General features: G+C 76.0%; 23 protein-coding genes. 9 read left to right on the top strand and 14 right to left on the bottom strand.

Annotated features, from left to right (window positions below):
- Window positions 1-53: 53 nt before the first annotated feature.
- From ACH4SL_RS22765 to ACH4SL_RS22750, 4 genes are read right to left on the bottom strand one after another with little or no spacing between them, the layout of a single operon-like run.
- Window positions 54-1,352: an FAD-dependent oxidoreductase gene (locus ACH4SL_RS22765; RefSeq protein WP_398448334.1), complete on the bottom strand. Its 1,299-nt coding sequence runs from the start codon at window positions 1,350-1,352 to the stop codon at window positions 54-56.
- 59 nt (window positions 1,353-1,411) lie between these two features.
- Window positions 1,412-2,122 (bottom strand): maleylpyruvate isomerase family mycothiol-dependent enzyme, encoded by a 711-nt coding sequence (locus ACH4SL_RS22760; RefSeq protein ID WP_398448332.1) that lies wholly within the window; start codon window positions 2,120-2,122, stop codon window positions 1,412-1,414.
- Window positions 2,122-2,988 carry a fumarylacetoacetate hydrolase family protein gene (locus ACH4SL_RS22755; RefSeq protein ID WP_398448330.1) on the bottom strand — a complete coding sequence of 289 codons (867 nt, stop codon included), beginning with the start codon at window positions 2,986-2,988 and terminating at the stop codon, window positions 2,122-2,124. Before ACH4SL_RS22755 ends, ACH4SL_RS22760 begins: the two co-directional genes overlap by 1 nt.
- Window positions 2,985-4,172 carry a cupin domain-containing protein gene (locus tag ACH4SL_RS22750; RefSeq protein ID WP_398448328.1) on the bottom strand — a complete coding sequence of 396 codons (1,188 nt, stop codon included), beginning with the start codon at window positions 4,170-4,172 and terminating at the stop codon, window positions 2,985-2,987. The genes ACH4SL_RS22755 and ACH4SL_RS22750 overlap by 4 nt, the downstream gene beginning before the upstream one ends.
- A gap of 138 nt (window positions 4,173-4,310) precedes the next feature.
- On the opposite strand from ACH4SL_RS22750, the gene ACH4SL_RS22745 reads away from it, so the two are divergent.
- Together ACH4SL_RS22745 and ACH4SL_RS22740 are read left to right on the top strand one after the other, a co-directional pair.
- Entirely contained in the window at window positions 4,311-5,087 is a 777-nt protein-coding gene (locus ACH4SL_RS22745; protein ID WP_398448326.1) for an IclR family transcriptional regulator, read from the top strand.
- Between the two features lie 130 nt (window positions 5,088-5,217).
- Window positions 5,218-6,300, top strand: a complete 1,083-nt coding sequence (locus tag ACH4SL_RS22740; RefSeq protein ID WP_398448324.1) for a PP2C family protein-serine/threonine phosphatase — start codon at window positions 5,218-5,220, stop codon at window positions 6,298-6,300.
- Window positions 6,301-6,314: 14 nt separating this feature from the next.
- Here ACH4SL_RS22740 and ACH4SL_RS22735 read toward each other — a convergent pair whose 3' ends face one another.
- On the bottom strand, window positions 6,315-7,310 hold the full coding sequence (locus ACH4SL_RS22735; RefSeq protein WP_398448322.1) for an Acg family FMN-binding oxidoreductase: 996 nt from the start codon (window positions 7,308-7,310) through the stop codon (window positions 6,315-6,317).
- A gap of 176 nt (window positions 7,311-7,486) precedes the next feature.
- Between ACH4SL_RS22735 and ACH4SL_RS22730 the strand changes: the two genes are divergently transcribed.
- Entirely contained in the window at window positions 7,487-8,266 is a 780-nt protein-coding gene (locus tag ACH4SL_RS22730) for a 3-hydroxybutyrate dehydrogenase (RefSeq protein ID WP_398448320.1), read from the top strand.
- 150 nt (window positions 8,267-8,416) lie between these two features.
- Window positions 8,417-10,408: a helix-turn-helix domain-containing protein gene (locus ACH4SL_RS22725; protein WP_398448318.1), complete on the top strand. Its 1,992-nt coding sequence runs from the start codon at window positions 8,417-8,419 to the stop codon at window positions 10,406-10,408.
- 6 nt (window positions 10,409-10,414) lie between these two features.
- On the opposite strand, the gene ACH4SL_RS22720 is transcribed toward ACH4SL_RS22725, so the two are convergent.
- The 6 genes from ACH4SL_RS22720 to ACH4SL_RS22695 form a co-directional block, all read right to left on the bottom strand.
- Window positions 10,415-11,509 (bottom strand): branched-chain amino acid ABC transporter permease, encoded by a 1,095-nt coding sequence (locus tag ACH4SL_RS22720; protein ID WP_398448316.1) that lies wholly within the window; start codon window positions 11,507-11,509, stop codon window positions 10,415-10,417.
- On the bottom strand, window positions 11,506-12,393 hold the full coding sequence (locus ACH4SL_RS22715; RefSeq protein ID WP_398448314.1) for a branched-chain amino acid ABC transporter permease: 888 nt from the start codon (window positions 12,391-12,393) through the stop codon (window positions 11,506-11,508). Before ACH4SL_RS22715 ends, ACH4SL_RS22720 begins: the two co-directional genes overlap by 4 nt.
- Complete coding sequence (locus ACH4SL_RS22710; RefSeq protein WP_398448312.1) at window positions 12,393-13,130, bottom strand: ABC transporter ATP-binding protein; 738 nt, start codon at window positions 13,128-13,130, stop codon at window positions 12,393-12,395. The genes ACH4SL_RS22715 and ACH4SL_RS22710 overlap by 1 nt, the downstream gene beginning before the upstream one ends.
- Window positions 13,127-13,870: an ABC transporter ATP-binding protein gene (locus tag ACH4SL_RS22705; RefSeq protein ID WP_398448310.1), complete on the bottom strand. Its 744-nt coding sequence runs from the start codon at window positions 13,868-13,870 to the stop codon at window positions 13,127-13,129. Before ACH4SL_RS22705 ends, ACH4SL_RS22710 begins: the two co-directional genes overlap by 4 nt.
- A 2-nt stretch (window positions 13,871-13,872) precedes the next feature.
- Window positions 13,873-15,132, bottom strand: a complete 1,260-nt coding sequence (locus ACH4SL_RS22700; RefSeq protein WP_398448308.1) for a substrate-binding domain-containing protein — start codon at window positions 15,130-15,132, stop codon at window positions 13,873-13,875.
- Between the two features lie 239 nt (window positions 15,133-15,371).
- Window positions 15,372-16,289 (bottom strand): alpha/beta fold hydrolase, encoded by a 918-nt coding sequence (locus tag ACH4SL_RS22695; RefSeq protein WP_398448306.1) that lies wholly within the window; start codon window positions 16,287-16,289, stop codon window positions 15,372-15,374.
- 276 nt (window positions 16,290-16,565) lie between these two features.
- Here ACH4SL_RS22695 and ACH4SL_RS22690 point away from each other — a divergent pair, with 276 nt between their 5' ends.
- On the top strand, window positions 16,566-17,123 hold the full coding sequence (locus ACH4SL_RS22690) for a GNAT family N-acetyltransferase (RefSeq protein WP_398448304.1): 558 nt from the start codon (window positions 16,566-16,568) through the stop codon (window positions 17,121-17,123).
- A 110-nt stretch (window positions 17,124-17,233) separates the two neighbouring features.
- Here the strand turns inward: ACH4SL_RS22690 and ACH4SL_RS22685 are convergent, their stop codons facing one another.
- A complete protein-coding gene (locus tag ACH4SL_RS22685; RefSeq protein WP_398448302.1) occupies window positions 17,234-17,599 on the bottom strand; it encodes a hypothetical protein in 366 nt (121 codons plus the stop codon).
- A 120-nt stretch (window positions 17,600-17,719) separates the two neighbouring features.
- Here ACH4SL_RS22685 and ACH4SL_RS22680 point away from each other — a divergent pair, with 120 nt between their 5' ends.
- A complete protein-coding gene (locus tag ACH4SL_RS22680; RefSeq protein ID WP_398448766.1) occupies window positions 17,720-18,604 on the top strand; it encodes an aminoglycoside phosphotransferase family protein in 885 nt (294 codons plus the stop codon).
- A 70-nt stretch (window positions 18,605-18,674) separates the two neighbouring features.
- Here ACH4SL_RS22680 and ACH4SL_RS22675 read toward each other — a convergent pair whose 3' ends face one another.
- Window positions 18,675-20,306, bottom strand: coding sequence for an adenosine deaminase (locus ACH4SL_RS22675; RefSeq protein ID WP_398448300.1), 1,632 nt, complete (start codon window positions 20,304-20,306; stop codon window positions 18,675-18,677).
- A gap of 388 nt (window positions 20,307-20,694) precedes the next feature.
- Here ACH4SL_RS22675 and ACH4SL_RS22670 point away from each other — a divergent pair, with 388 nt between their 5' ends.
- Together ACH4SL_RS22670 and ACH4SL_RS22665 are read left to right on the top strand one after the other, a co-directional pair.
- Window positions 20,695-21,942, top strand: coding sequence for a geranylgeranyl reductase family protein (locus ACH4SL_RS22670; protein WP_398448764.1), 1,248 nt, complete (start codon window positions 20,695-20,697; stop codon window positions 21,940-21,942).
- Window positions 21,943-22,029: 87 nt separating this feature from the next.
- Window positions 22,030-22,974 (top strand): aldo/keto reductase, encoded by a 945-nt coding sequence (locus ACH4SL_RS22665; protein ID WP_398448298.1) that lies wholly within the window; start codon window positions 22,030-22,032, stop codon window positions 22,972-22,974.
- A 13-nt stretch (window positions 22,975-22,987) separates the two neighbouring features.
- Here ACH4SL_RS22665 and ACH4SL_RS22660 read toward each other — a convergent pair whose 3' ends face one another.
- Window positions 22,988-23,914, bottom strand: coding sequence for a fructosamine kinase family protein (locus ACH4SL_RS22660; RefSeq protein WP_398448296.1), 927 nt, complete (start codon window positions 23,912-23,914; stop codon window positions 22,988-22,990).
- 149 nt (window positions 23,915-24,063) lie between these two features.
- Between ACH4SL_RS22660 and ACH4SL_RS22655 the strand changes: the two genes are divergently transcribed.
- Window positions 24,064-25,446: an SMI1/KNR4 family protein gene (locus ACH4SL_RS22655; RefSeq protein WP_398448294.1), complete on the top strand. Its 1,383-nt coding sequence runs from the start codon at window positions 24,064-24,066 to the stop codon at window positions 25,444-25,446.
- Window positions 25,447-25,483: the final 37 nt, after the last annotated feature.

Genomic DNA, 25,483 nt, shown 5'->3' with positions numbered 1-25,483 from the left:
GGTCATCCTCCCACCGCACGGGCGGCGGGGTGGCACGGAACGGCGGATACGCGTCAGACGCCGCCGGCGGCCGCCGGCACGTCGGGCTCCGCGGGCACGGACGACAGCGGGACCGGCGTGAACATCGGCGGCTCCTCCTGCGGGGTGAGCGCGGTCGGGCCGTACACCCAGTCGGTGAAGGAGTAGTCGTACGTGTCGCGTGCCCGCAGCACCGCGTTGCGCCGCAGGCGCCGCTCGCCGTCGAGATGCCACAGCTCGCCCCACGCGCGGGCGGTGGTCTGCACCCGGCGGCAGTGCTCGACGCGGACCGCCTGGTAGGCCGCGAGCGCGGCGTCCCAGTCGGGCCGTGCGCCGTCCGCCGCCCCCGCCTGCCGGGCGTAGTGGCCGGCCAGCACCCAGCCGTCCTCGATCGCCATGATCGCGCCCTGCGCCATGTACTGCAGCGGCGGGTGCGCGGCGTCGCCGAGCAGCACGACGCGGCCGTGCACCCAGGTGTCGACCGGGTCCCGGTCGAGCATCTGCCACCAGCGGTCCCGCCACATCAGCGGGATGCCCTTGCGCACGGTGTCGCCGGTGGCCGCGAAGGCGGCGTCCAGCTCGTCGGGGGTGCCCCAGTCGGCGCGGCCCGCGAGCGCCTTGGGCGACTGGAAGACGGCGACCTGGTTGAACATCTCGCCGCCGCGCAGCGCGTACTGCACGAAGTGGCAGCGCGGGCCGACGTGCACGGTCACGTCGCGCTCCGCGACGTCGTTGCCGCGCACCGCCTCCATCGGCACGGCCGCGCGGTAGGCGACGTACGTGGAGCTGACGACGTCGTCGCCGACCAGCTGGGCGCGGGCGACCGAGTGCAGTCCGTCGGCGGCGACGACCAGCGGCGCCTGCTGGGCGGTGCCGTCCGCGAGCCGCACCAGCGCGCCCTCGGCGGTGTTCTCGTAGCCGGTGACGGTGCGGTCGGTCAGCAGCTCGACCCCGGCGCGCCCGCAGGCCCGCAGCAGTATGCCGTGCAGGTCGCTGCGGTGGATGACCAGGTACGGGAAGCCGTAGCGGCGTTCCAGGTCGCGCAGGTCCAGCCGGGTCAGCTCGCGGGAGTCCAGCGCGTCGCGCATCACCATGTGCTCGGGGACGACACCCAGGCTCCTGGCCTCCTCCAGCAGGCCGTACTCGGCGAGGATGCGGGTGCAGTTGGGCGCGATCTGGAGCCCCGCGCCGACCTCGCCGAACTCCGGGGCGCGCTCCAGGACGCGCACCCGCAGGCCTTGCCGGGCCAGGGCGAAGGCGGCGCCGAGGCCGCCGATGCCGCCGCCGACGACGATGGCGTCGGGGCACGCGGCGGGGGAGGGGGCGGATGTCATGCTCGGTACCTCGTGATCTGTTCCGTACGGGGGCGGCGGGGTCCGGGGCGGGCCGGCCGTCAGAGCCAGGCGCCCAGCGCGGGCGCGGGGGTGCCGTCCGCGGTGAGCGGGCCGGGGCCGCGCCCGGCCAGGTAGGCCGTCAGCGCGGGCAGCCCGCCCGTGACGAGCGCGGGCTCGCCGTCGCCGGGCAGCTCCCAGGTGCCGCCGGTGCCGGGGGAGCGCAGGCGAACGGCGGGGCCGGGGGCGGCGGCGCGCTTGGCGGCGATGTCGTCGCACAGCGCGGCCAGGAAGCCGCCCGGCAGGTCGGCGAAGGTCACGCCGCCGGCCAGGTCCACCGCGTGCACGCACACCTCGCGGGCGCGCAGCCAGGGCACCTCGGTGGCAGGCACGGTCCTGCCCTGCGCGGTGACGACCTCGGCGGCCCACTCCCGCTCGCCGAGCGCGGCCATGCCCGCCTCCAGCTCACGGGCCGTCGAGTGCAGCCGCCCGACCAGCTCGCCCGCGGGCAGGGCCACGCCCCGCGCGATGCCCGCGGCGCGCTCCTCGGGTGAGGCGTACATCGGGGTGGGCACACCGGTGGCGGCCCAGCGCACCAGGTTGGAGAGCGCCTCGGCGTTGGCCGCGACATGGGCCGCGACGTGCGCGCGGCTCCAGCCGGGCAGCGCGCTCGGCGCGGCGAGCGAGACCGCGTCGAGGCAGCGGGCGGCCTTGAGCAGCAGCTCGGTGCCGGCCGCGGTCCACTGCCGGGCGTCGGCGAAGGTGCGGGGCATCAGGACACCCGCTCCTGCGGCGCGGGGGCCTCCTTGACGACGCGGTTCTCCAGCCGCCCGATGCCGGCGATCTCGGTCACGACGGTCTCGCCGCCGAGCAGGTAGCGCTCCGGCCGCCGGGCGTGGCCGACGCCGCCGGGGGTGCCGGTGGCGATGATGTCGCCGGGGTTCAGCCGGACGACCGTGGAGATGTACTCGACCAGGGCGACCGGGTCGAAGAGCAGGTCGCCGGTGGTGTCGGACTGCATGACCTCGCCGTCCACCAGCAGCCGCACGTCCAGCGCGGGGCGGACCCCGCCGGGCAGCTCGTCGGGGGTGACGAGGTAGGGGCCGAGGGGCGTGGTGGAGTCCCACGTCTTGCCCTGGAGCCACTCGCGGGTGCGGAACTGCCAGTCGCGGCACGTGATGTCGTTGAGCACGGTGAAGCCCGCGACGGCCTGCTCGGCCTGCGCCCCGCGGGCCCGGCGCACCGGGGCGCCGACGACGACCGCGAGCTCGGCCTCCCAGTCGAAGCCCCGCGTCTCGTCCGGCCGCACGATGTCGTCACCCGGGCCGATCAGGGAGTCGGCGAACTTCGCGAACAGCGTGGGGTGGTCGGGCAGGTCGCGGCCCATCTCCTGGATGTGGTTGCGGTAGTTGAGGCCGACGCACACCACCTTCGAGGGCGCGGGCACCACGGGCGCGAGGTCCGCGCCGGCCACCGGGTAGGTCACCGCGTCCGCCGCGGAGACCGCCGCCGCGCGCTCGGCCCACCCCTCGGCCGCGAGCAGGGCGCCGACGTCGGGGACGCCGAGGTCGACCAGGACGTCGCCGTCGAGCCGTACGGCGCGGGTGCCGCCGCCGGTGCGCAGGGTGGCGAGCTTCATCGGGGGTTTCCTTCCACGAGGGTGCGGTCGAGCCGCAGGGCTTCGAAGACGGGCGCGTCGCTGAACCGGAAGAGGTCCAGGGCGCCGGAGTCGGAGTCGGTCGCGCCCGCCTCGGAGCGCGCCGAGAAGGGCTGCCAGGACGGGACGGCGAACAGGTCGCCGCGGGTCACCGACCAGGTGGTGTCGCCGACCGTGACGCTGCCGGAGCCGTCGAAGACCTGGTAGACGGACGAGCCGGTGGCCCGTACCGGCGCGGTCTCGGCGCCGCGCGCGACGCGGTGCATCTCGGCCCGCAGCGTCGGCAGCACGTCGGCGCCGGTCGCCGGGTCGGTGAAGCGCACGGCCGCGTGGCCGGGCTCCACGGTGCCGCCGTACCCCTCGGCCTCCAGGGCGAGCTGGTCGGCGAGCGCGCGGTCGGTGTGCTCCCAGCGGTAGGCCAGCAGCGGCGAACCCGGGCCGGTGGGGCCCGCGGACAGCGGGCGCAGACCCGGGTGGCCCCACAGCCGCTCGGAGCGCGAGCGGGCCGGGGTGACGCGCTCGGCGTCGCTGATCTCGTCCCGGCCGAACTCGAAGAACTGCGTGTCGCACATGTACTGGAAGGGGATGTCCAGGCCGTCGATCCAGGCCATCGGCTCGGCGGTGGCGTTGTGGTGGGCGTGCCAGTTCCAGCCGGCCTGCGGGAGGAAGTCGCCGCGCCGCATGGCCACCGGGTCGCGCCCGACGACCGTCCACACGCCCTCGCCCTCGACGACGAAGCGGAAGGCGTGCTGGGTGTGCCGGTGCTCGGGGGCGTCCTCGCCGGGCATCAGGTACTGGACGGCCGCCCACAGCGTCGGGGTGGCGAAGGGCCGGCCGCCCAGCGCGGGGTTGGCCAGCGCGATGGCCCGGCGCTCGCCGCCGCGGCCGACCGGGACGAGGTCGCCGGCCCGCGCGGCCAGCTCGCGCAGCCGCTGCCAGCGCCACAGGTGCGGTACGGCCTGCGAGCGCGGGTGCGCGGGCATCAGGTCGCCGATCTCGGTCCACAGCGGGACGAGCAGCTCCTCCTCGAAGCCGCGGTAGAGGTCTTCGAGCGCCGGGGTGACGTCGGGCTGCCCGGCCGCGGCGACGGCCCGGAGCCGTACCGGGGAGGCCGGGGGAGCCGGGACGCCCCGGACGGTGTCATGTGCGGTGGAGGACTGTGTCACACGGCTCAGGGTGCATCCTGTCCTTCAGGAGAACATCCAGATTCTGCACAGCAGAACCAAGCGGAACCAAGCAGAACCAGGCAGCAGAGCCCAGCCGCAGAACCGAGCGCGCGAGCGCGGAACCGGGAGAGAGCCCTCGTGGACAAACCGCTCAAGACGCCGCCGCCCTACCCCGTCGCGAGCGTGGACCACGCGCTGCGCGTCGCGACGATGCTCCAGATGGAGGGCGGCGCGACCGTCTCGCAGATCGCCGAGCGCCTCGGCGTGGCCCGCTCCACCGCGCACCGGATCCTCGCGATGCTCGTCTACCGCGACTTCGCCGTCCAGGGCGACGACCGCGTCTACCGCGCCGGGCCCGTCCTGGAACTCGCCGCGCACTCGCAGTCCCTGGTCTCCCGGCTGCGCGCCGCCGCCCTGCCGCACCTGCGCCGGGTCGTCGACCTGCTCGACGAGACCGCCAACCTCACCGTCCGCACCGGCGACACCGCCCGCTTCATCGCCAGCGCCGAGAGCCGCCAGGCGCTGCGGGTCGGCTCCCGCGAGGGCATGGTCTTCCCCGCGCACCGCACCACCGCGGGCCTGCTGCTGCTCGCCGAGCTGTCCGACGAGCAGCTCGCCGAGGTGTACGCCCCCGAGCGCTACCGCGACCGCCCCGCCGAGCGCCCCGACCTGGCCGCACTGCGGACGGAGCTGACCCGGCTGCGGCGCAACGGCTTCGCCGTCAACAAGGAGCTGTCCGAACGCGGACTGGTCGCCGTCGGTGTCCCGGTGCGCGACCGGGACGGCGCCGCGGTGGCGGGCCTGTCGGTCTCGATGCCCGGCACCCGCTACGACCCCCACCGCCTCCGGACCCTGGTCGCGGCCCTGGAGACCACCGCGCACCGGCTGGAGCAGGACCTGGCGGCCCGGAGCTGAGACCGGGCCCCCACCGGCCGATGTCGGCGCGGCCGGAGCGTCCCGCCCCGCGCCCGCGGCCTCATGAGGCACCATCGGTCACGGACCGTTCACTCCTGGGAGCGGGCGGGTGACGCGAGGAGGGCGGCGGGTGCCGGGACGGACCGGGCAGGAGGAGGCGGGCGCGCCGTGGTTCGTGCGGGCCGTGGTCCTGTCGGCGGGTGTCCTGCTCTACGTCCTCGTGCTCGGCCTGGAGCTCGGCACCTCCCCGCCCTCGCACGTACCGTCCGTGCTGGTGGCGGTGCCCGCCCTCGTCGCCCTGGCCTTCGGGCCGGCCGCGATCATCGGCTCGGCCGTGGTGGTGGCCGCGACCCGCTGGGCGTTCCTGGCCGTGGAGCCGGGACGCTTCGGCGCCGCCGCGGGGACCAGCGCGGCGGCGCTCGCCGTCGCGGCCGTGGCGTGCTTCGTGGTGAGCCGCAGGCGGCGCGCGGCCGCGCGGCTGGTGGAGGTCACCTCCGTCGCCGAGACGGTGCAGCGCGCGCTGCTGCGCCCGCCGCCCGACGCCGTCGGCCCGATCCGTATCGCCGCGAGCTACCGGGCGGCCGCGCAGTTCGCCCGCATCGGCGGCGACGTCTACGCCGTCGCCGACACCGGCTTCGGCCTGCGGGTGCTCATCGGCGACGTCCGGGGCAAGGGGCTCGAAGCGGTGGCCACCGGCGCGGTCGTCCTGGGCTGCTTCCACGAGACCGCCTACGACCACCCCACCCTGGAGGGCCTCGCCGGGCGGCTGGAACTCAGCCTGCGCCGCTACCTCACCGACGCCGAGGGCTTCGTCACCGCGCTGCTGGTCGACATCGCCCCCGACGGCCGTATGCGCGCGCTGTCCTGCGGGCATCCGCCGCCGCTCCTGCTGCGCGGGGAGGACGCGGTCGACGTGCCCGTGGCACCGGGACTGCCGCTGGGCCTGGGCAGTCTGCCGCCCGCCGCCGCACCCGGCCCGGCGCCCGCCGCCGTCCAGCTGCGACGCGGCGACACCGTCCTGCTCTACACCGACGGGATCACCGAGGCCCGGGACACCTCCGGCGCCTTCTACCCGCTCGCCGAGCGGCTGCGCGCGCACCCCGAACGCACCGCCCCCGACTCCCTGCTCGGCTGGCTCCAGCAGGACGCCCTCGCCTACGCCGGCGGCTGCACCCACGACGACGCGGCGCTCCTCGCGCTCACCTGGACCTGAGCGCGGGTGGCCGGTCAGACGCCGGGGTCGTCGAGCACGTCACCGACCGGACGGCGCGGCGTGGCCGCTCCCTCCGGCCCGTAGCCGAACCGCATCACCATCTGCACGTGCACGTAGCTCCCGCGCGGGTCCCGCAGCGCCCATCGCAGGTCCGGCCACTCCACGGCCTGGCTGAAGAGCGACGCGCGGACACCGTGCGCGGTGGCGACCAGCAGGGCGCGTTCCATGCCCTGACCGGCCCGCAGCCAGTCCGCCGGCTCGTCGCCCACCGTGCCGAGGACGGCCACGGCGGGGCGCTGCTCGTAGACCTCCGGCAGCCGGGGGGTGACACCGAGGCCCGCGGCGAAGTCGCGTACCGGCATCCGCCCGGTGGTGTCACGGGAGGGGAAGGCCGCGGTGGGGACGCCGCTGGGGCCGCTGTCGCGCACCCACTCCCGGCTCTCCGCCGCCCGCGCGGGATCGGCGAGGTCGCGCCATTCGGCCTCGGCGGTGAGGTGCAGGACGCGGGCCGTCTCCCGCTCGCCGGGAAACACCAGGCGGGTGTCCTCAGCGGCGGCGGCCGCCGCGATCTCCGCGCGGATTTCGGACGGCACCGGGGGTCCGGTGAAGGGGACCCGGCTGCTGTGCCGGTGCCACAGGGCCCCGTACAGCTCCGCCTCCGGGTGCCGCTCCCCGAGCCCGCGGGGCCCGGCCGGCCGCACCGCTGCCAGCAGGCCGGGGTCGGCGGGCCGGGGCAGCAGCCGGACGACCGGCTCCCAGCCGAAGTGGGCCACGGCGGCGCGCAGGTTGAACACCGCCGCGCCCGCGGAGATGTGCAGGCTCCGCCCGTCGGCGTCGATGGAGTTGAGCGCCCGGTCCGGCGCGGCGTGCACCTCGACCGTGGTGGTGCCGGGGTCGAGGCGGAAGCGCCACGGCTGCGTGTTGTGGATCGAGGGTGCTGTCACGGCCGCCGAGACGAGCTTCTCCAGCGTCGCCCCGTCCAGCTCGCGTACCGCTGTTCCGGTGGTCATGGCCGCCTCCTCACCGTCCGTTTCCAGCGTACGTGCAGGCGGCCCGCCCCCGCCTTTCCGCGGCGGGGGCCGAGCACCGCCCGGCTCCGGCATGGTCCCGGCCACCATGACCGCGGCGGGAAGTATGGCCGCCGCCCACGTGTGCGGGCCCCCGCAACATTCCTAGCGTGACGGCCATGGAGAGCACTCACAGCCACGGCCCCGGCGGCGGGGGTTTCCTCGCCGGGCGCAAGGCCCTGGTCACCGGGGCCGCCAGCGGTATCGGCAAGGCCTGCGCGACGGCGTTCGCCGAGGCCGGCGCGGCCGTGTACGTGGTGGACCGGGCGGCCCGCGCGGCCGAGGAGGTGGCCGCCGCGATCGGCGGCACCTGCCTGGTCGTCGACCTGTCCGACCCCGGCGCCGTGGACGGCCTGCCCGCGGACGCCGACATCGTCGTCAACAACGCCGGGCTCCAGCACATCGCCCCCGTGCACGAATTCCCGCCGGAGCGCTTCACGCACATCCAGCGGGTCATGGTCGAGGCGCCCTTCCGGATCCTGCGCCGCACCCTGCCGCACATGTACGCGCGCGGCTGGGGGCGGGTGATCAACATCTCCTCCGTGCACGGGCTGCGGGCCAGCCCGTACAAGGCCGCGTACGTCGTGGCCAAGCACGCGCTCGAAGGGCTCAGCAAGACCGTCGCGCTGGAAGCCGCCGCGCACGGCGTGACCAGCAACTGCATCAACCCCGGCTATGTGCGCACCCCGCTGGTCGAGGACCAGATCGCCGGGCAGGCCGCCCGGCACGGCATCCCCGAGGCCGAGGTGGTCGAGCGCGTGATGCTCGAACGGACCGCGATCAAGCGCCTCATCGAGCCCGCCGAGGTCGCCGCGGCCGCCCTGTGGCTGTGCTCCCAGCACACCGGCTACATCACCGGCAGCTCCCTGCCGGTCGACGGCGGCTGGACCGCCCACTAGCTGGTGACGCGTGCGGGGCCCCGTCGGTAGTCTCGGGCCCCGCAGAGGCCCCGGCCTCGCATGCGTGAGGTGCGACGATCCGCCCGCACTACCGTCGGGGGCCGCAGCGGCGGCGCCCGGCGGGCCGTTCCTACCCGCCCGGTGGTCCCGATGCCAGAAGCTCCCGCACCCTCCGCGTCCGCGCCGACCGGGGAGCCCCCGGCGCCCGTCGCCCCCTTCCTGCGCCGGCTCCTGGAGCTCGTCGCGGAGGACGCCCCCGCCGAGGAGTACGGGGCGGTCGCCGTACGGGCCCGGGCCGCGGGCGCGGGGCCGGCGGATCTCGCCGAGCTGGAGCAGGGCGTCGAGGCCGCTCTGCGGGTGCGCCGCGTCCTGCGCCGGCACCGCCGCCGGGAGACCGAACTGGCCGCGCTCTTCGACACCGCGAGTGACCTCGCGGCGCTGCGCGACCTCGACGCGGTGCTGCGCTCCATCGTCCGCAGGGCGCGGATGCTGCTGGGCACCGACACCGCCTATCTGACGCTGCGCGACGACGAGGCGGGCGACACCTACATGCGGGTCACCGACGGATCGGTGTCCCCGGTGTTCCAGACGCTGCGGCTGAGCTACGGCGACGGCCTCGGCGGTCTCGTCGCGCAGCTCGCCCGGCCCTACGCCACGCCCGACTACCGCACCGACCGGCGCTTCCGCCACACCGGATCGATCGACGAGGGCGTCATGGACGAGGGCCTGGTCGGCATCCTCGGGGTGCCGCTGGTCCTCGGCGGGCGCGGCGGCGCCGTTCGCGGCGGCGGCCCGGCGGCGGACGGGGCGTCCGGCACCGACGTGATCGGCGTGCTGTTCGCCGCCGACCGGACGCCCCGCCCCTTCACCCCGGACGAGGTCGCGCTGCTGTGCTCCCTCGCCGCGCACGCCGCCATCGCCATCGACACCGCGCGGTCCCTGACCGAACTCGCCGAGGCCGGCGCCGTCATCCGCGCGCACGCGGCCGCGATGCAGCGCGCCGAGGAGGCGCACGACCGGCTCACCGACCTGGTGCTGCGCGGCGGCGACCTGCCGGAGGTGGCCGCCGCCGTCGCGGGGCTGCTCGGCGGACCGATCACTCTCCACGACCCCGAGGGCCGCACCCTCGCCGCGGTCGGCCGCCGCGGCGAGGCGTTCGACGGGCCGGTGCCCGAGGCGGCGTCCCTGGCGCGGCATGCCGCGGACTCGCACGCCGCGGCCCGCGCGGTCTTCCGCGACGGCCGCTGGACGTGCGCGGTGCTCGCCGGGCAGGAGCTGCTGGGCAGCCTCGTGCTCTACGGGCGAGGCCGGCTCGACGACTCCGACCGGCGGCTGTTCGAGCGGGCGGGGGTCGTCACCGCCCTCCTGCTGCTGCTCAGCCGCTCCGTCGCCGAGACCGAGAACCGGGTCCGCGGCGAGCTGGTCGCCGACCTGCTGACCGCACCCGACCGCGACCCGGCGGGCCTGGTGGTGCGCGGGCTGCGGCTCGGCATCGACCTGGCGCAGCCCTGCCTGGTGCTCGTCGCCGAGACCTCCCCCGCCCACCACGACAAGCTGGCCGCGGCCGCGGGCCGCTGCCTGTTCGGCAGCGACGGCATCAGCGCCGAGCAGTCCGGGACCGTCGTCCTGCTGCTGCCGCACGACGGCACGCAGCCCGGCGCGGCCGCCCGCGCGGCCGTCGCCCGGCTGACCCCGCTCGTCGGCGCGCCCGTCACGGTCGCCGCGGGCGGGCCCGCCGCCGGGCCGCGGGCGATCGCCGACGCGTACGCCGAGGGGCTGCGCTGCCTGCGCGCGCTGCGGGCGCTCGGCCGGACCGGCGACGGCGCGGGCGCGGCCGAACTCGGCTTCCTCGGCGTGCTGCTGGGCAGCGACCGCGACGTGGAGTCGTACGTCACCGCGACGCTCGGGCCGCTGCTGGAGTACGACGCCCGCCGGGGCACCGAGCTGGTCCGCACCCTCGGCGCCTACTTCGCCTGCGGCGGCACCCTCACCCGTACCAAGGACGAGCTGCACCTGCACGTCAACACGGTGGTGCAGCGCCTGGACCGGATCCAGGCGCTGCTCGGCGCGGGCTGGAACGACCCGGAGCGCGCGCTGGAGATCCAGCTCGCGCTCCGGCTGCACCTGCTGTCCGGCTCCTGAGGCCCGCTACGGCGCCCTGCCCCCGCGCGCGGCGCGCAGCCGCTCCGGGAGCCGGGCCACCCCGCCGGGCAGCACGTACACCGCGACCACGAAGAGCGTGCCCAGCAGGAACAGCGGCTGCGACAGCGGCACCCGCAGGACCTGCGGCAGGCCGGTCACGGTGTCCGAGCCCGCGAGGTCGCCGAGGCGCTGGTCGGCCCAGGTGTAGGCGACGCCCCCGATCAGCGGCCCCCACCGGGAGCCGGAGCCGCCCAGGACCACCATCACCAGCAGCGACAAGGTGAAGTCCGACGTGGTGGTCCGCGGGGTCGCGCCGCCGGTGAGGAGCAGGTGCACCACGCCCCCGCCGGCCGCGAGCGCCCCGGCGAGCACGAAGGCGACGAGCTTGAAGCCGTACGGGCGCAGGCCCAGCACCTCCACACGGCGCTCGTTCTCCCGGATCCCCTCCCACACCCGGCCGGTGGGGGACCGCACCGCCCACTGGACCACCGCCACCGTCAGCACCAGGTAGGCCAGCGCGATCCAGTACAGGTTGGCCGTGTTGTCGATGCCCGCCAGGAACGACGGCAGCTTGTCCGCGGGGACCGCGCGGCCCTCCTCGCCGCCGGTCACCCCGCCCGGGTCGCGCTCCACCAGCAGCGAACCGGCCTGCGCGAACGCCAGGGTGACCATCGAGAACGCGATCCCGGACACCCGCAGCGACACCGATCCCAGCAGCGCCGCCAGCACCGTCCCGGACAGCAGGCCGAGCAGCACCGCCGGCACGAACGGCAGCCCCGCCCCGGCCATCAGGATCTCGGTGGCGTAGCTGCCCGCGGCGAAGTACAGGGCGTGCCCGAAGGACAGCAGCCCGGTCCGGCCGAGCAGCAGGTCGTAGCCGGTGGCCAGCGCCCCGAACACCAGGCAGAGCGCGAGCAGTTGCAGGCTGCCCGCGGAGCCGACCGGGCCGTCGAGCAGCCCCGGCAGCGGCATCGCGCTGTACGGCACGGCGACGAGCACCGCCAGCGCCGCCGCGGGCCACCAGCGCGTCCAGGCGCGGGCGCCCGCCCGTGCCCGCGGCGTGTCGGGGCCCGCGGTGCGGACCGGAACGGCGGTGGTCATGCGAGCCTCCCGGTGAGGCCGCCCGGCCGCGCGAGCAGCAGGGCGGCGAGCAGGACGACCACGGCGAGGTCGCCGAGGCCGGACGCCGTGTAGTAGTTGGCGAACTGCTGGACCAGCCCCACGGCGGCCGCGGCCAGGGCCGCGCCGGACACCGAGCCCATGCCGCCCGTCACCACGACCACGAACGCGAAGATCAGCAGCGAGGTGCCCTGGCCGGGGTCGACCGAGCCGTAGTACAGCCCGCCGAGCGCCCCGCCGAGCGCGGCGGCGGCCCCGCCGATCGCGAACACCACGGTGAACGCGCGCCGCACGTCGATGCCCAGCGCGGTGACCATGGCGCGGTCCTCCACCCCGGCGCGTACGACCAGGCCGTGCCGGGTGCGGCCCAGGAACAGCCGCAGCGCGCCGAGCACCAGCAGCGCAGCGCCCACCAGGACCAGCCGGTTGACCGGGATCCGCGCGCCCAGCAGCCCGAACGTGCCGGACAGGGCGTGCGGCCCGGGGAAGGGACGCGCGTCGGAGCCCCAGACCGCCGACAGCAGCGCCGGCACCGCCAGGCCCACACCGACGGTCGCGAGCACCTGCTCCCGCGGCCGCTCGTACAGCGGCCGGATCAGCGCCAGTTCGAGGACGACCGCGGCCAGGGTGCCCACCGCGGTCCCGAACGCGACGGCGAGTGCGAAGCCCGCGCCCGAGGATCCGGCGCCCGGCACGTGCCCGGAGGCGGCCCACCAGCTGCCGTACGCGCCGATCGACAGCAGCGCGCCGTGCGCGAAGTTGAGGACGTCCATCAGGCCGAAGATCAGCGAGAGACCGGAGGCCACCAGGAAGTACAGGGCGCCCAGGCCCAGTCCGGTGACCGCGAGCAGAACGACGGTGGACATCAGGCGTCCGCCTCCTTGTGCGAGCGGGAACCCACGCCCAGCAGGCGGCGGGTGGCATCGGCGTCGGACAGCAGCTCGGCGGCCGGACCGGTGTGCGCGGTACGGCCGTCGGCCAGCACCACGCAGGAGCCGGCCAGCCGCCGCACCAGCGCCAGGTTCTGCTCCACGAGCAGCACCGGCACGGCCTGCGCCGCCCGCTCCAGCACCCGGGCCACCTCCGTGACGACCCGCGGCGCCAGCCCCTTCGTCGGCTCGTCGGCGATGACCAGCCGGTTGCCGTTGAGCAGGGTGCGGGCGATCGCCACCATCTGCTGCTGGCCGCCCGACAGGGTCCCCGCCGGCTGGGCCGCGCGCTCGCGCAGCTCGGGGAACAGCTCGTACACCAGCGGGTAGTCGGGGGAGCCCGCGCCGGGGCGCTCGGCCAGGCGCAGGTTCTCCGCCACGGTCAGGCCCGCGAAGACCCCGCGGTCCTCCGGCGCGTAGCCGATGCCGCGGCGTACCAGCTCGTGCGTGGCCAGCCGCACCGTCTCGGCGCCGGCGAACCGGACGCTGCCGCTGCGCGGCACCAGCCCGAGCACGGCGCGGACCGTGGTGGTCTTGCCCGCGCCGTTGCGGCCGAGCAGCGCGGTGACACCGGCCGGCGCCACGTCCAGGCCGACACCGTGCAGGATGTGCCGGCCGCCCAGCACGACCCGCAGGTCCCGCACCGCCAGCAGCGGTTCCGCCGCGCCGCTCACAGCGCCTCCCCGAGATAGGCGGACTGCACGGTGGCGTCCGCCATGACGGCCCGCGGGGTGTCCAGGGCCAGCAGTGTGCCGTGGTGCATCACCGCCAGCCGGTCGGCAAGGCCCAGCAGCACGTCCATGTGGTGCTCGACCATCAGCACCGTGCGGCCCTCGTCGCGGTGCAGCGAGCGGATCAGCGCGGTGAGCGACGGCACCTCCTCGGCGCTCACCCCCGCCATCGGCTCGTCCAGCAGCATCAGCCGGGGCTCGCCGACCAGGAGCACGGCCAGTTCGAGCTTGCGCTTCTCGCCGTGCGACAGCGCACCGGCGACCGCGTCGGCGCGGTGGGCGAGACCGGTGCGCTCCAGCACCCCGGCCACCTTGCCGCCGTAGCCCGCGGCCCGCCGCCACACGCGGTACGAGCCGCCCCCGGCGGCCTGCGCCGCGAGCCGCACATGGTCCGCGACCGTCATCGACGGCCACAGGCTGGACGTCTGGAAGGTCCGGCCGAGGCCCCGCCGGGCCCGGGCGGGCGCCCCTTGCGCCGTCACGTCCGCGCCGTCCAGCGCGATCGACCCGGCGACCGCCCGCACCAGCCCGCTGACCAGGTTGAACAGCGACGTCTTCCCGGCGCCGTTGGGACCGATGAAGGCCAGGAACTCGCCCTCACGCACCTCGAACGACACGTCGTCGACGATGGTCGCGCCGCCCACCGACCAGCACACGCCCGCCAGGCGCAGGACCGGGGCCACGGTCAGCCCGCCATCGGGTGGGACGGCGGTGCCACCGACGCCATCGGCAGCCGGCTCAGCAGCGTCGGTACGGCCGCAGCGCCCGTGCCGGTGAGCTTCGCGGTGAACATCGGCTGGAGCAGGGCGTGGTCCGCCGCCCTGACCTGCTCGTCGCCCTTGGGCCCCGGGAAGGACCAGCCCTCCAGGGCCTTCGCCATCGCCGTCGGGTCCGTCGCGCTGCCCGCCTCGACGGCGTGCACGATCATCTGCGCCGCGGTGAAGCCGTCCGGGGTGAACAGGTCGGGGGTGCCGCCCGCGGCCTTCACGGCGTCCAGCATCGCCTTCTCGACGGGCGTGCCGGCCGCGCCCGGGAAGTAGTGCGCCAGGAAGGACACCTTCGAGGCGGCCGTCCCGAACAGCGGGTACGAGGAGACGCCCGCCAGGCCCGTGACGACCCTGGTCGACCCCACCACGCCCTGCTGGTCGAGCGCGGTCCACAGCGCGGGCGCGCTCGCCCCGGCCCAGGCCACGAACACCAGGTCCGGCTTGTGCGACCGCACCTGCCGGGCGAAGGGCGTCAGGTCGCCCGCGCTCGGCGGCGCCAGCACCGAGTCCACAGTGGCCCCCTGACCGCCGAGCACCTGCTTGACCGCCGCCACGTTCGCCTGCCCGAAGGCGGAGTTCTGGGCGAGCACGGTGACCTTCTTGCCCTTCGCCCCGCCGAGCAGCGAGCCCGCGGTCAGGATGTCCTGGTAGGACTGGCGGCCGGAGCGGAAGGTGTAGGCGTTGACGCCCGTCAGCGCGTCGGTCGCGGCCGGACCGGCGACGTACAGAACCTTGTTCTGCGCGGCCAGCGGGGCCAGTTGCAGCGCCACGCCCGAGTCGGTGGTGCCGGCGATAATCCGGGTGCCCTTGCCGATCAGCGACTTGGCCTCGGCGACCGCCTTCGCCGGGTCGCCCGCGTCGTCCTGCTCGGTGACCTCCACCGGGTGCCCGGCGGCCTTGCCGGTGCCGTGCGTGGCGTACGCCAGACCCGCGGTGAAGCCCTCGACGTACTGCTTGCCGTACGCGGCGAGCGGGCCGCTGCGCGAATACACCAGGCCCACCTTCACCGGCGCCGACGCGCTGTCGCCGCCGCCCTGCGGGGAGGTGCCGGCCTGTCCGGGCTTGCTGCAGCCGGCCAGCAGCAGCCCGCCCGCGGCCAGCACGGCGAGCGCGGTGAGTGATCTGCTCCTGCGCGGGGCCGAGGGCCCCGGCGTGGTGGACGTGGGCGTACGACGCATGGCGACCGGCTCCCGGAGAGGTGGATGGTTGGGTGAACCGTAGAAGCGGCCGGGTGAACCGGACATGTGGGCGGCACACGTTCTGTGCGGGCCGCCGGTGTCGGCGGGGACCATGGCGGGCACCGGCCCGTCCCGCCCGCGCCGGGCCGTACGCATCCGGCGGACCGCCCGGTCCGGGACGCAGGACGGGCCCGTGCCCGGGGCTCACCCCCGGGCACGGGCCCGCTGCCGCGGTACGGTCAGCCGCCCAGCGCCTCCCGGACGTGGGCGGCCACGACACGCGCGCCGTCCCGGCCCAGCACCACCGAATAGTGGTTCAGGCCGGGGAGGAAGGCCGTCGCGACCCCCGCCTCCGCCAGGCCGCTGCCGGCAACCACCTCGGGCGCGTACAGCCCCACCGGCTCGTCCTGCAGGCCCCGCTCCGCCCAGAGCAGCCGCGCGGGCAGCGGCAGTTCGTGGATCGCGGCGAAGACCTCGGGGTTGCGCAGCTCGTCCTCCGCGTCCTCGCGGACGGCCGCGCCCCGGCAGGCGGACCGCAGCTCCGGCTCCGTCCCGACGAGGTCGCGGTCGAGGTAGGCGGCGACGTCCGGCCCGTCGAGACCGGCGAACGCCGGGTGCCGCGCCCAGAACGCGTGGTAGGCCGCGCGGTCCGGGAAGGTCATCTCCAGCTTGCGCATGGCGGGCCCGATCACCGCGTGCAGCACCGTGTCGATGTCCACGTCCTGCGGCACGGGGAAGCCCAGCCCGCCGTCGACCAGCACGACCGCGGAGTACCGGTGCGGATCGCGGCGGGCCGCGACGCACGCCGCGAAGCCGCCCATCGAATGGCCGGTGAGCACCGCCCGCGCCACGCCGAAGTGGTCGAGCACCGCCCGCAGGTCGTCGGCGTGGCGGGCCATGGTGCTCCTTCCGCCGACGTCCCGGCTCAGGCCGCGCCCGCGCAGGTCGGGGGCGAGCACCTGCACGCCGTCCAGCTCCTCGGCGATCCGCGACCACGCCAGCCCGTTGCCGGTGATGCCGTGCACGGCCAGCACCGTGCCGGCGCCCGGCCGCCCGGGCCAGCGCCGTACCGACAGCCGGCCGCCGTCGACCTCCACCCGGCTGTCCTCGTACGCCCGCCGTGCCCGCTGCCCGCTGTGGTCCCGCTGCCCGGTCATCCGCCGCCCGCCCTTCCGCCCTCGCGGCCGTCCCGCGCGGCCAGTGCAGGATAGGTACCCCCGCCGCCGCGGACCATGGGCGCGGCCCACACCGTCCGGGAGCGTCCCGTGTGGGCCCGGACCGCCGCCTCTCGGGCGGAAAACCCGCTCGCCCGCCGCGCCGCAGGGGGTATCGTCGCCGACGAGTCCGAGAGACGCTGCAACGGGCCGCACGCGCCCGCCACGCTCGGACTCCCTCCTTTCGGGAAGGGCGTCTGCGCGCGCCGGGGAGTGCCCATGCGTCATGACGGAGACAGCCGGATCAGCTACGGGACCCCGGAGGCCGGGGGGCACCGCGCCCTGCGGGCGATGGCCCGCCGCTCGTTCGCGGAGACCTTCGGGCACCTGTACGATCCCGGCCCGTTCGGCGCCTTCCTCGACGGCGCCTACGGGCCCGGCGGCGCCATGGCGCGTGACCTGGCCGACCCAGCGGTCCGCTGGCTGGTCGCCTTCCGGGACGCCGTCCCCGTCGGCTACGCCAAACTGACGCCGCTCCGGGCCCCCGCCCCCGCCCCGGCCCCCGGCGCGCTGGAACTCCAGCAGATCTACGTCCTCGGCGAGTGGCACGGCCGCGGTGTCGCCGCCCGCCTCATGCACTGGGCACTGGCGACGGCCGCCGCCGACGGGGCCCCCGAGATCTACCTGACGGTCTTCGACCACAACGAGCGGGCCAAGCGCTTCTACCGGCGGCACGGCTTCGCGGAGGCCGGCCGCTGCACCTTCACCCTGGGCGACCGCACCGACGACGACCGGATCTGGCGGCGCGGCATCGAAGGCCCGGCGGCGGGCGGTTAGGGCCTGTCGTTCGGGTCTGCGCGGCGGCGCGGCTTCGAAGGCCCCGCGCCTCGCGCGCGGTCGCCCTCGGGCCCGGCCGGCGTGACGCCGTCAGGAACGCGCCGGACGGCTCACCTGCCCAGCCGGCGCACCTGCCACCACGCCAGCCCCACGACCGCGGTCGCCGTGAGCGTGACCGCGGCGCGCGGCAGCCGGGCCGCGCCCGCGTCGCCGTACGCGCGGCGGGCGCGCACCGCGCCGTGCGACTGCCAGCTCAGCGCCGAGTGGTTCGACTGGCCCGAGAGCCACGACCCGAGGGACTGGTACGACCCGATCGACAGTGCGGACATCGCCGAGCCGAGCGATCCGAAGGAGGCGAAGGATCCCACGGACCCGATCGACAGGGCCGAGCCCACCGACCCGATGGACAGCACCGACTCGGTGGAGCCGATGGACAGCAGCGAGTTGTGTGAACCGACCGACCAGCGTGAGGACATGCCCGCCATTGTCCCCCGGCCGCCGCGCGCCCGCACAGCGGGCCCGAAATTCGGTGGGCGCCCCGGCGGGCCCGCGGTTACCCTCCGCGGATGCCGGACCAGGCCCGTGGAGGAGCGCCGATGCACCCCGACGAATTCCCCGTCGACGGGGACCTGGTGGCGAAGCTGGTCGCGGGGCGCTTCCCGCGGTGGGCGGGGCTGCCGGTACGGCGGATGGCGTCCGGCGGGACGGTGAACGCCGTCTTCCGGCTCGGCGACGACCTGCTCGTACGGCTGCCGCTGACGCCCGGTGGCGCGGCGGACGTCGGGCGGGAGCAGCGCTGGCTGCCGCCGCTCGCGGGCCTGCTGCCCGTGCCCGTACCCGAGGTCGTGGGTGCGGGGGAGCCCGGCGAGGGGTATCCGTGGGCCTGGTCGGTGCTGCGGTGGCTGCCGGGCGCGCCGCCCGAGGCGGGGGAGTTGGCCGACCCCGCGGGGCTGGCCGCCGACCTGGCGGCCTTCGTCGGCGCGATGCGCGCCGTCACCCTGCCGGACGCGCCGCCGGCCTACCGCGGCGGTCCGCTCGCCGGGCTCGACGCCGGGACGCGCGCGGCGATCGGGGAGTTGCGGGGCATCCCGCAGGAAGGCGTCGACTGCGACGCGGCCCTGGCCGTATGGGAGGAGGCGCTGCGGGCGCCCGCATGGGACGGGCCGCCGGTGTGGCTGCACGCCGACCTGATGCCGGGCAACCTGCTCGTCCGGGGCGGCCGCCTGGCCGCCGTCATCGACTTCGGCTGCACCGGCGTCGGCGACCCGGCCTGCGACCTCTTCCCAGCGTGGAACCTGCTGCCGCCGGACGCCCGCGCCGCCTTCCGCGCCGCGCTCGGCACCGACGACGCGACCTGGTCCCGCGGCCGCGGCCGCGCCCTCTCGCAGGCGCTCGTCGCCCTCCCGTACTACCGGGAGACCAACCCCGTGATGGCCCGCAACGCCCGCCACGTCATCCGGGCGGTGCTGGGCGGGCAGTGACGTGGGACCCGCAGCGCACCGCGCCGCCCGCCCCCTCCGCCGGAGGGGGCGGGCGGCGCGGTGCGGGGCATCAGCGCCCGGTGCGGATCCCGTGCTCGAAGGCCGCGAACGCCGCCTCCTGGCGCCATTCGACGGCCGCCCTGGGGCTGGCGGCGAGCAGGCGGCGGCAGGCCGCCGAGGCCGGGCGGCCAGAGCCGGGCAGCTGCCCGCGGCAGGCCGGCTGCGGGCGGTAGCCCAGCGCGGTGGGGTTGCCCTGCCACAGGGACGCGCCGGGCAGGAAGGCGTACTGGAGCGAGGCGCGGGCCAGGTCCTTCAGCTCCGGATACGTCAGCCCGTAGGTCGCGGCGGCGTACTGGTACTCGTGGCTGATGTCGACCCGTGAGACGCCCGGGTCGTCGGTCGCGAGGACGACGGGCACGCCGTAGGCGCGGTAGGTCTCGAAGGGGTGCTCGGCGCCCTTGACGCCGAGGATCTGCGCGTTGCTGCTGAAGGGCACCTCGACGGCGACCTGGCGGGCCGCCATCGTGCGGGCCGTGGCCTGCCAGTCGTCCTCGTGCACCAGGTCCACGCCGTGCCCGATGCGCTCGGCGCCCGCCACCCGGACGGCTTCCCGGATGTGGAAGGCCAGATCGGCGGGCTTGACCAGGCCGGGCCACAACTCGCCCGCGTGCAGCGTCACATGGGACTTGGGGTAGATCCCGCGCAGGTACTGGAGCATGCGCATCTGGAGGCTGTAGTCGCGCAGCGCGACCTCGCCGTCCTCGGGCTGCACCAGGTTGACGGCGACGAACCGCGGGTCGGCCTCGGCCAGCCGCATGCCGACTTCCATCTGCGTGAAGACGCGTTCGGGCGCGCTGCCGCGGGAGACCTGCGAGATCCACCGCACGGTGAGCGCGCACCCGGGCCGGGCGGCGGCGCTGCCGCAGCGCTCCGCGGCGCGGAATTCGGCGTCGCCGTCGTCGGCCTCCTTGCGGGCCGCGGCGACGACCGTGTCCAGCTTGCCGCCCGCGGTCAGCTTCGCGTGCAGCGCGGCGAGGTCGGGGTCCCAGCCCACCTGCGCGGCCAGCTGCTTGGCCTGGTCGGAGGCGGGGGTGACCATCGTCTCCAGGTAGAACTGGTTCTGTTTCACCGCCGTGTCTGCGACGTCGGCGAGCATGTCGCCGCGGTGCCGCCACGTCACCTCGCCGAACTTCCCGAAGGTGTCGAAGAAGTGGTCGTGCCCGTTGCCGTCCGGCGGGAAGTCCTGCATGGACCAGGCGCGCACGATCGCGTCGTGGAAGGCCGCGTCGGTGCGCGCGTCCGCCGCGGGCCGGGTGCCGGGCCCGCAGGGCGGCTCGACCGCGGTCATGGTCTGCGTCTCGATGCACAGCCCGTCCTCGGCGGCCCGCTCGATCAGGTACTCCGTCGAGACCGCGCCGGACAGGTGGTTGTGCAGGTCGCCGCCCTTGGGCATCGCCACGAAGAAGTCGCGCAGCCGCGCGGGGTTGCCCCGCACGGAGCGCAGGTACGCGTCGGTGCGCGCCTCGGCGGGCGTCACCGGCCGGGCGGCGGCCGACGGCGCACCCGACGCCGAACCGGATTGCGCGGCCGACGGCGCCGCGGGCGCGGGCGCGGCCAGCGTGCACACCACGGCGAGCGCCCCGAGGCCGGCACCCGCCAGCCGCCGGGTCCGGCGCGCGGGGGAGAGACTGTTGATGATCATGACGCCATCGTGGCCACCGGGCGCCCCGCACAGGCGAGTTGACACACCGCCGCACCCCCGCCGTCACCCGTACGGCGGTACGGGCGGCGGCGCCCCGCCGGATACGCCGTTCGGCCCCCCGGGCGACCCCGTCCGGCATCGAGCGGCCGGTCGGCGGGTAGCGATACGTGATGTGAAGGACGAGAACGGCGATACCAGCGATAACGGCGATATCAGAGATATCAGCGAACCCGACGCGAGCAACGTGAGTGACGTGAACGACGAGCACCGTGACAACGACGCGCGGCACCCCGGCGGCCCGCACGGCCCCGCGCGGACCGGCCCGCACCGCGCCGCCCGGACCGAGCCGTCCGCCGAGGACACCCGCACCGCGCAGGACGCCCAGGTCATCGTGGTCGGCGCGGGACCGGCGGGCTCCAGCGCGGCCTTCCACCTCGCGCGCGCCGGGGTGGACGTCCTGGTGCTGGAGAAGGACGACTTCCCGCGCGAGAAGGTGTGCGGGGACGGGCTGACCCCGCGCGGCGTCCACCAGCTCGTGCGCATGGGCGTCGACGTCACCGGCGAGGGCTGGCACCGCTCGCGCGGCATGCGCTGGGTCTGCGGCGAGCGCCATGTGCTCATCGACTGGCCGAACCTCGCGCGCTTCCCGGACTTCGGACTGACCCGCACCCGGCACGACTTCGACGAGATCCTCGCCCGCCACGCCCAGGCGGCCGGCGCCCGGCTGCACACCGGGGTGAAGGTCACCGCGCCGCTCACCGACCGCACCGGCCGGGTCGTCGGCGTCCGCGCCGCGGCCGGTCCCGACGGCGAACCGGTCGAGCACCGCGCCCCGCTGGTCATCGCCGCCGACGGGGCCTCGGCGCGGCTCGCCGTCGCGCTGGGCGCGCACCGCGACAAGGCCCGGCCGATGGCCACCGCCGTACGCCGCTACTTCCGCAGCCCCACCCGCTCCGGCGAGGAGTACCTGGAGCTGTGGGCGGATCTGCGGCTGCCGCAGAGCGACGCGTGGCTGCCCGGCTACGGCTGGATCTTCCCGCTGGGCGACGGGCGGGTGAACGTCGGGGTGGGCGTGCTGGGCCGCCGCGGCCGGCGCACCCCCGACCTGCGCGCGGCGCTGGCCGCGTGGCTGGAGCGGACCCCGCCGGAGTGGGGCCTGGACGAGGCGGGCGCCGACGGACCGCTGCGCAGCGCCGCCCTGCCGATGGGCCTCAACCGCCGCCCGCAGTACGGCCGCGGGCTGATGCTCGTCGGGGACAGCGCGGGCACGATCAGCCCGTGGAACGGCGAGGGCATCTGCCAGGCCATGGAGTCCGGCGAGGCCGCGGCCGAGGTCGCCGCCCTCGCGCTGACCCGCCCGGCGGGCCCCGGCCGCGAGCGCGTCCTGCAGAGCTACCCCGCCGTGCTCGACCGCCGCTGGGGCCGCTACTACCGGCTCGGCAACGCGGCGGCCACGTACGTGCTCAGCCGCTCCGGCTTCGAGCCGCTGCTCACCCGCATCATCGACCGGCCCGCCCTGGTCGACGGCATGGCCCGGCTGCTGACCAACCTCACCGACGACCCCTCCCGCGACGCCGTCGACCACGTCGTCAACACCCTCGTCCGCCTCACCCCCGCGCGCGCCGCGACCCGCTGACCCGGCCCGCCGCCTGCGCGCCCCCGGTAAGGCCCCGGGGACGGGCAGGCGGAATAACCTGCACCCGCCACGTTGCTGCACACGGTCATGACTGCACTCCACAAGCTCGGGCCGTCCGACATCGAGGTCTTCCCGCTCAGCCTCGGCGGGAACGTCTTCGGCTGGTCCGCGGACAAGGCCACTTCCTTCGCCGTCCTCGACGCCTACACCGAGGCGGGCGGCAACTTCGTCGACACCGCGGACGCCTACTCCGCCTGGATCCCGGGCAACAAGGGCGGCGAGTCGGAACACATCATCGGGGAGTGGCTGGCGGCCCGCGGCAACCGCGACAGCGTCGTCGTCGCGACCAAGGTGAGCCGGCACCCCGAATTCCCCGGCCTGCGCCCGGACAACATCAAGGCCGCAGCGGAGGCCTCGCTGCGCCGCCTCGGCACCGACCGCATCGACCTGTACTACACGCACTTCGACGACCCCGAGGTGCCGGTCGCGGACATCGTCACGGCGCTGGACGACCTGGTGCGCGAGGGCAAGGTCCGGGCCGTCGCCGCGTCCAACATCAGCCCCGAGCGGCTGGCGGAGTCGCTGGAATTCGCCGAGCGCGAGGGCAAGGCGCGCTACGTGGCCCTCCAGCCGCACTACAACCTGATGTCCCGCGACACCTACGAGGGCCCGCTCCAGGACGTCGCCGTACGCCACGGCCTCGCCGTCGTGCCGTACTACGCGCTGGCGGCGGGCTTCCTGACGGGCAAGCACCGGGCGGGCGAGGCCGTGGACAGCGCCCGCTCCGGCGGCGTCGGGAAATACGTCGGCAGCGAGCGCGGCAACCGCGTGCTGGCCGCGCTGGAGCGCACCGCCGCGGCGCACGGTGCGCACCCGGCCTCCGTGGCGCTCGCCTGGCTCGCCGCGCAGCCCGGCGTCGTCGCGCCCATCGCCAGCGCCCGCGTTCCCGGCCAGCTGCCGCCGCTGCTGGCCTTCCCGGAGCTGCGGCTGACCGACGCGGAGATCGACGCGCTGACCGAGGCGTCCGCCTGACGCCGCGCGGCCCTCAGGCCCGGGTCGCCTGCTGCTCCTCGGCGGACGGCGACCCGGCGCCGGCCGCCCGGCGGGCGCGGAAGGGCGCGACGACACCGCGCACGTAGCCGACCGCGTCCCAGTCGTCGACGCCGTGCGCCAGCGCGCTCAGGACCTCGCGCAGGTGCAGGACGGGCAGGCGCTCGCGCCATCCGTCGGCGAGCGGCGCCACCTCGGCGTACGCCGTGAAGAAGCGCTCGGAGGCGGGCGGCCGCGGCGAGCACCACAGCATGCTCAGCTCGGACTCGGCCCAGGTGTACGACACGGCCGGGTCGATCACGGCGACCCCGCCGTCCGGCGCGCCCAGGATGTTGCCCGACCACAGATCCCCGTGGTTGAGGCAGGCGGGTTGCGCGGGCACCAGCTCGGGCAGCCGCTCGCAGAGCCGTTCCAGGGCCCGGCGGTCGTCCGCGTCCAGCCGGTCGTCGACGAACGGGAGCCAGTGCAGGACGCGGTGCTCGGCGAAGAACGCATGGCCGTCGTCCGTCCAGGTGTTGGCCTGCGGAAGCCGCCCGAGCCACCCGTCACGGTGCCAGCCGAACCGGTCGTGGACGGTCGAGGTGTGCAGCCGCGCGACCGCCCGGCCCAGCTCCTCCCACGCCTCGCCGGTGTCCGGGAAGACGGGGAAGGGCGCGAGCACCAGCAGCTCGGACGACGCCAGCAGCACGTCGGGCGTGCGCAGGCCCGCGTCGTGCAGCACACCGAGGCCCGCCGCCTCGATCGCGAAGAGGTCGGGTATCGCCTCGGTCACCGTCTTCGCGAAGACCTGGCCGCCGCCGGCGAGCGTGGCGATCCCGGCCTGCGCCACGGCCCCGCCCGCCGCGGCGCGCACCGCCTCGACGTCGAATCCGGCCGACAGCAGTCGCTCGCGCAGGAGCCGGGGCTCCGGGTGGTCCGTCATGCGGGCCAGCCTATGCCGGGCCGCGGAGGGAGCCGCGGGGGAGTGTCAGTGGCTGCTGTGACAATGGAGTTCAGCCGGTCGCAGTGTCCGGCCGCACCACGCGAACGGCGCCGAACCGCCGCCGTTCCCGCACGTCTCGGAGGCCGGGGATGCCCTCACCGCACGAATTCGCCACCTGGGAGCCGCTGCTGCGCGTCCTGCGGACCGACTGCCACGCGACGTGGGAAGGGCCCGAAGGGGTGGTGAGCGGTCAGATAGGCCTGGGGGCCTGGAGCGTGCCGGTGCGCATGGCACCCTCGGCGCCCGGGCGGGCCCTGCTCGTCGAGGACATGGCGGACGCGTTCTCGGCGGTGGAGGGTATCCAGCAGGCGCTGCGCGAGGCGGGCTGGGAGCACGTCGCCTTCACCGCGGAGCTGTCGCTCGCCGGATCCGCCGCGGTACGGGTGTTCGCGCCCAGCCCGGCAGCCGCGGCGGGGATCGGGACCCACGCCCCCTCGGCGCTGGTGCTCGTGGAAGGGGCCGTTCCCGAGCCGTGGCGGCGGTTGCCGGAGCCGGCGCCGGACGCCCGCCCGGCCGGGTCGGCGGACGCCGGGCTGGTGGAGCGCACCCTGCGGGAGCGGCTGCCCGACGCTGTGCCCGCCACCGAGGAGGAGATCGCCGAGGCCGAGCGGCGGCTCGGCCTCCCGCTGCCCGCCGAACTGCGCGCCGTCTACCGGGTGGTCCGCGGCCGGTGGTCGGACTTCCCCGACTACGAGGCCGCCGAGCGGGTGTACGAGGCGGTCGGCGTCGAGCTGCTGCCGCCGGAGCAGCTGTACGTCGCCGACGCCGCCTCGCGGCACTGGCACTGGGCGCATGCCGCGAGCCGGGCGGTCGTGACACCGCCGGAGGCAGCGGTGCAGGGGCTCCCCGGCTCGCCCGGCTGGATCGCCTTCGGCAGCAACGGCGGCGGGGACCACTACGCCGTCGACCTCACCCCGGGGCCGCTCGGCCGCACCGGGCAGATCGTCCTCATCGGGCACGAGGAGGACACCGGCGCCGACCTGGAGGCCGACTCGCTCACCGACCTCGTCGTGCACCGCCGCCCGAGCAGCCACCCGCATCCGCGCGTGCACGCGGACCGGACGCCGGCGATCGCCCGCGTCAACCGCGCGAGCCTGCCGGACGTCGAGGCCGCGGTCCACCCCGACCTGGAAGTGCTCGGCATCGGTGTGCTGGACCGCCCGCCGGTGAGCCTCGCCCCCGTCACCGGGCTGCCGAAGCTGCGCACGCTCACGGCGTATCCGGGCACGCTCGCCGACCCGCTGGAGATATCCGGGCTGAAGGGCCTGGAGTTCCTGGAGCTGGGGCCGGACGACTGGCGGGTGCTGCTGGACGCCGGCGCGGTGCCGACCGGCCTGTCGGCGGCCGCCGTCATCGCGCACGGGCACGACCTCGCCGCGATGGTCGCCCTGAACAACGAACTGCTCGCGCTGTTCGGCCGCCCGCGGATCACCGACGAGGTCCTGCGGGGCGACCTCGGCCCGATGCCGTAGGCGCGCGGCGGACGGCGGCCCGCACCGGGCCGCCGCC

It is taken from the genome of Streptomyces sp. NPDC021020 (assembly GCF_044333285.1).
Classification (GTDB): domain Bacteria; phylum Actinomycetota; class Actinomycetes; order Streptomycetales; family Streptomycetaceae; genus Actinacidiphila.
Note: the sequence above shows the minus strand (reverse complement) of the source record. Positions and strands in the feature narration are given on the sequence as shown.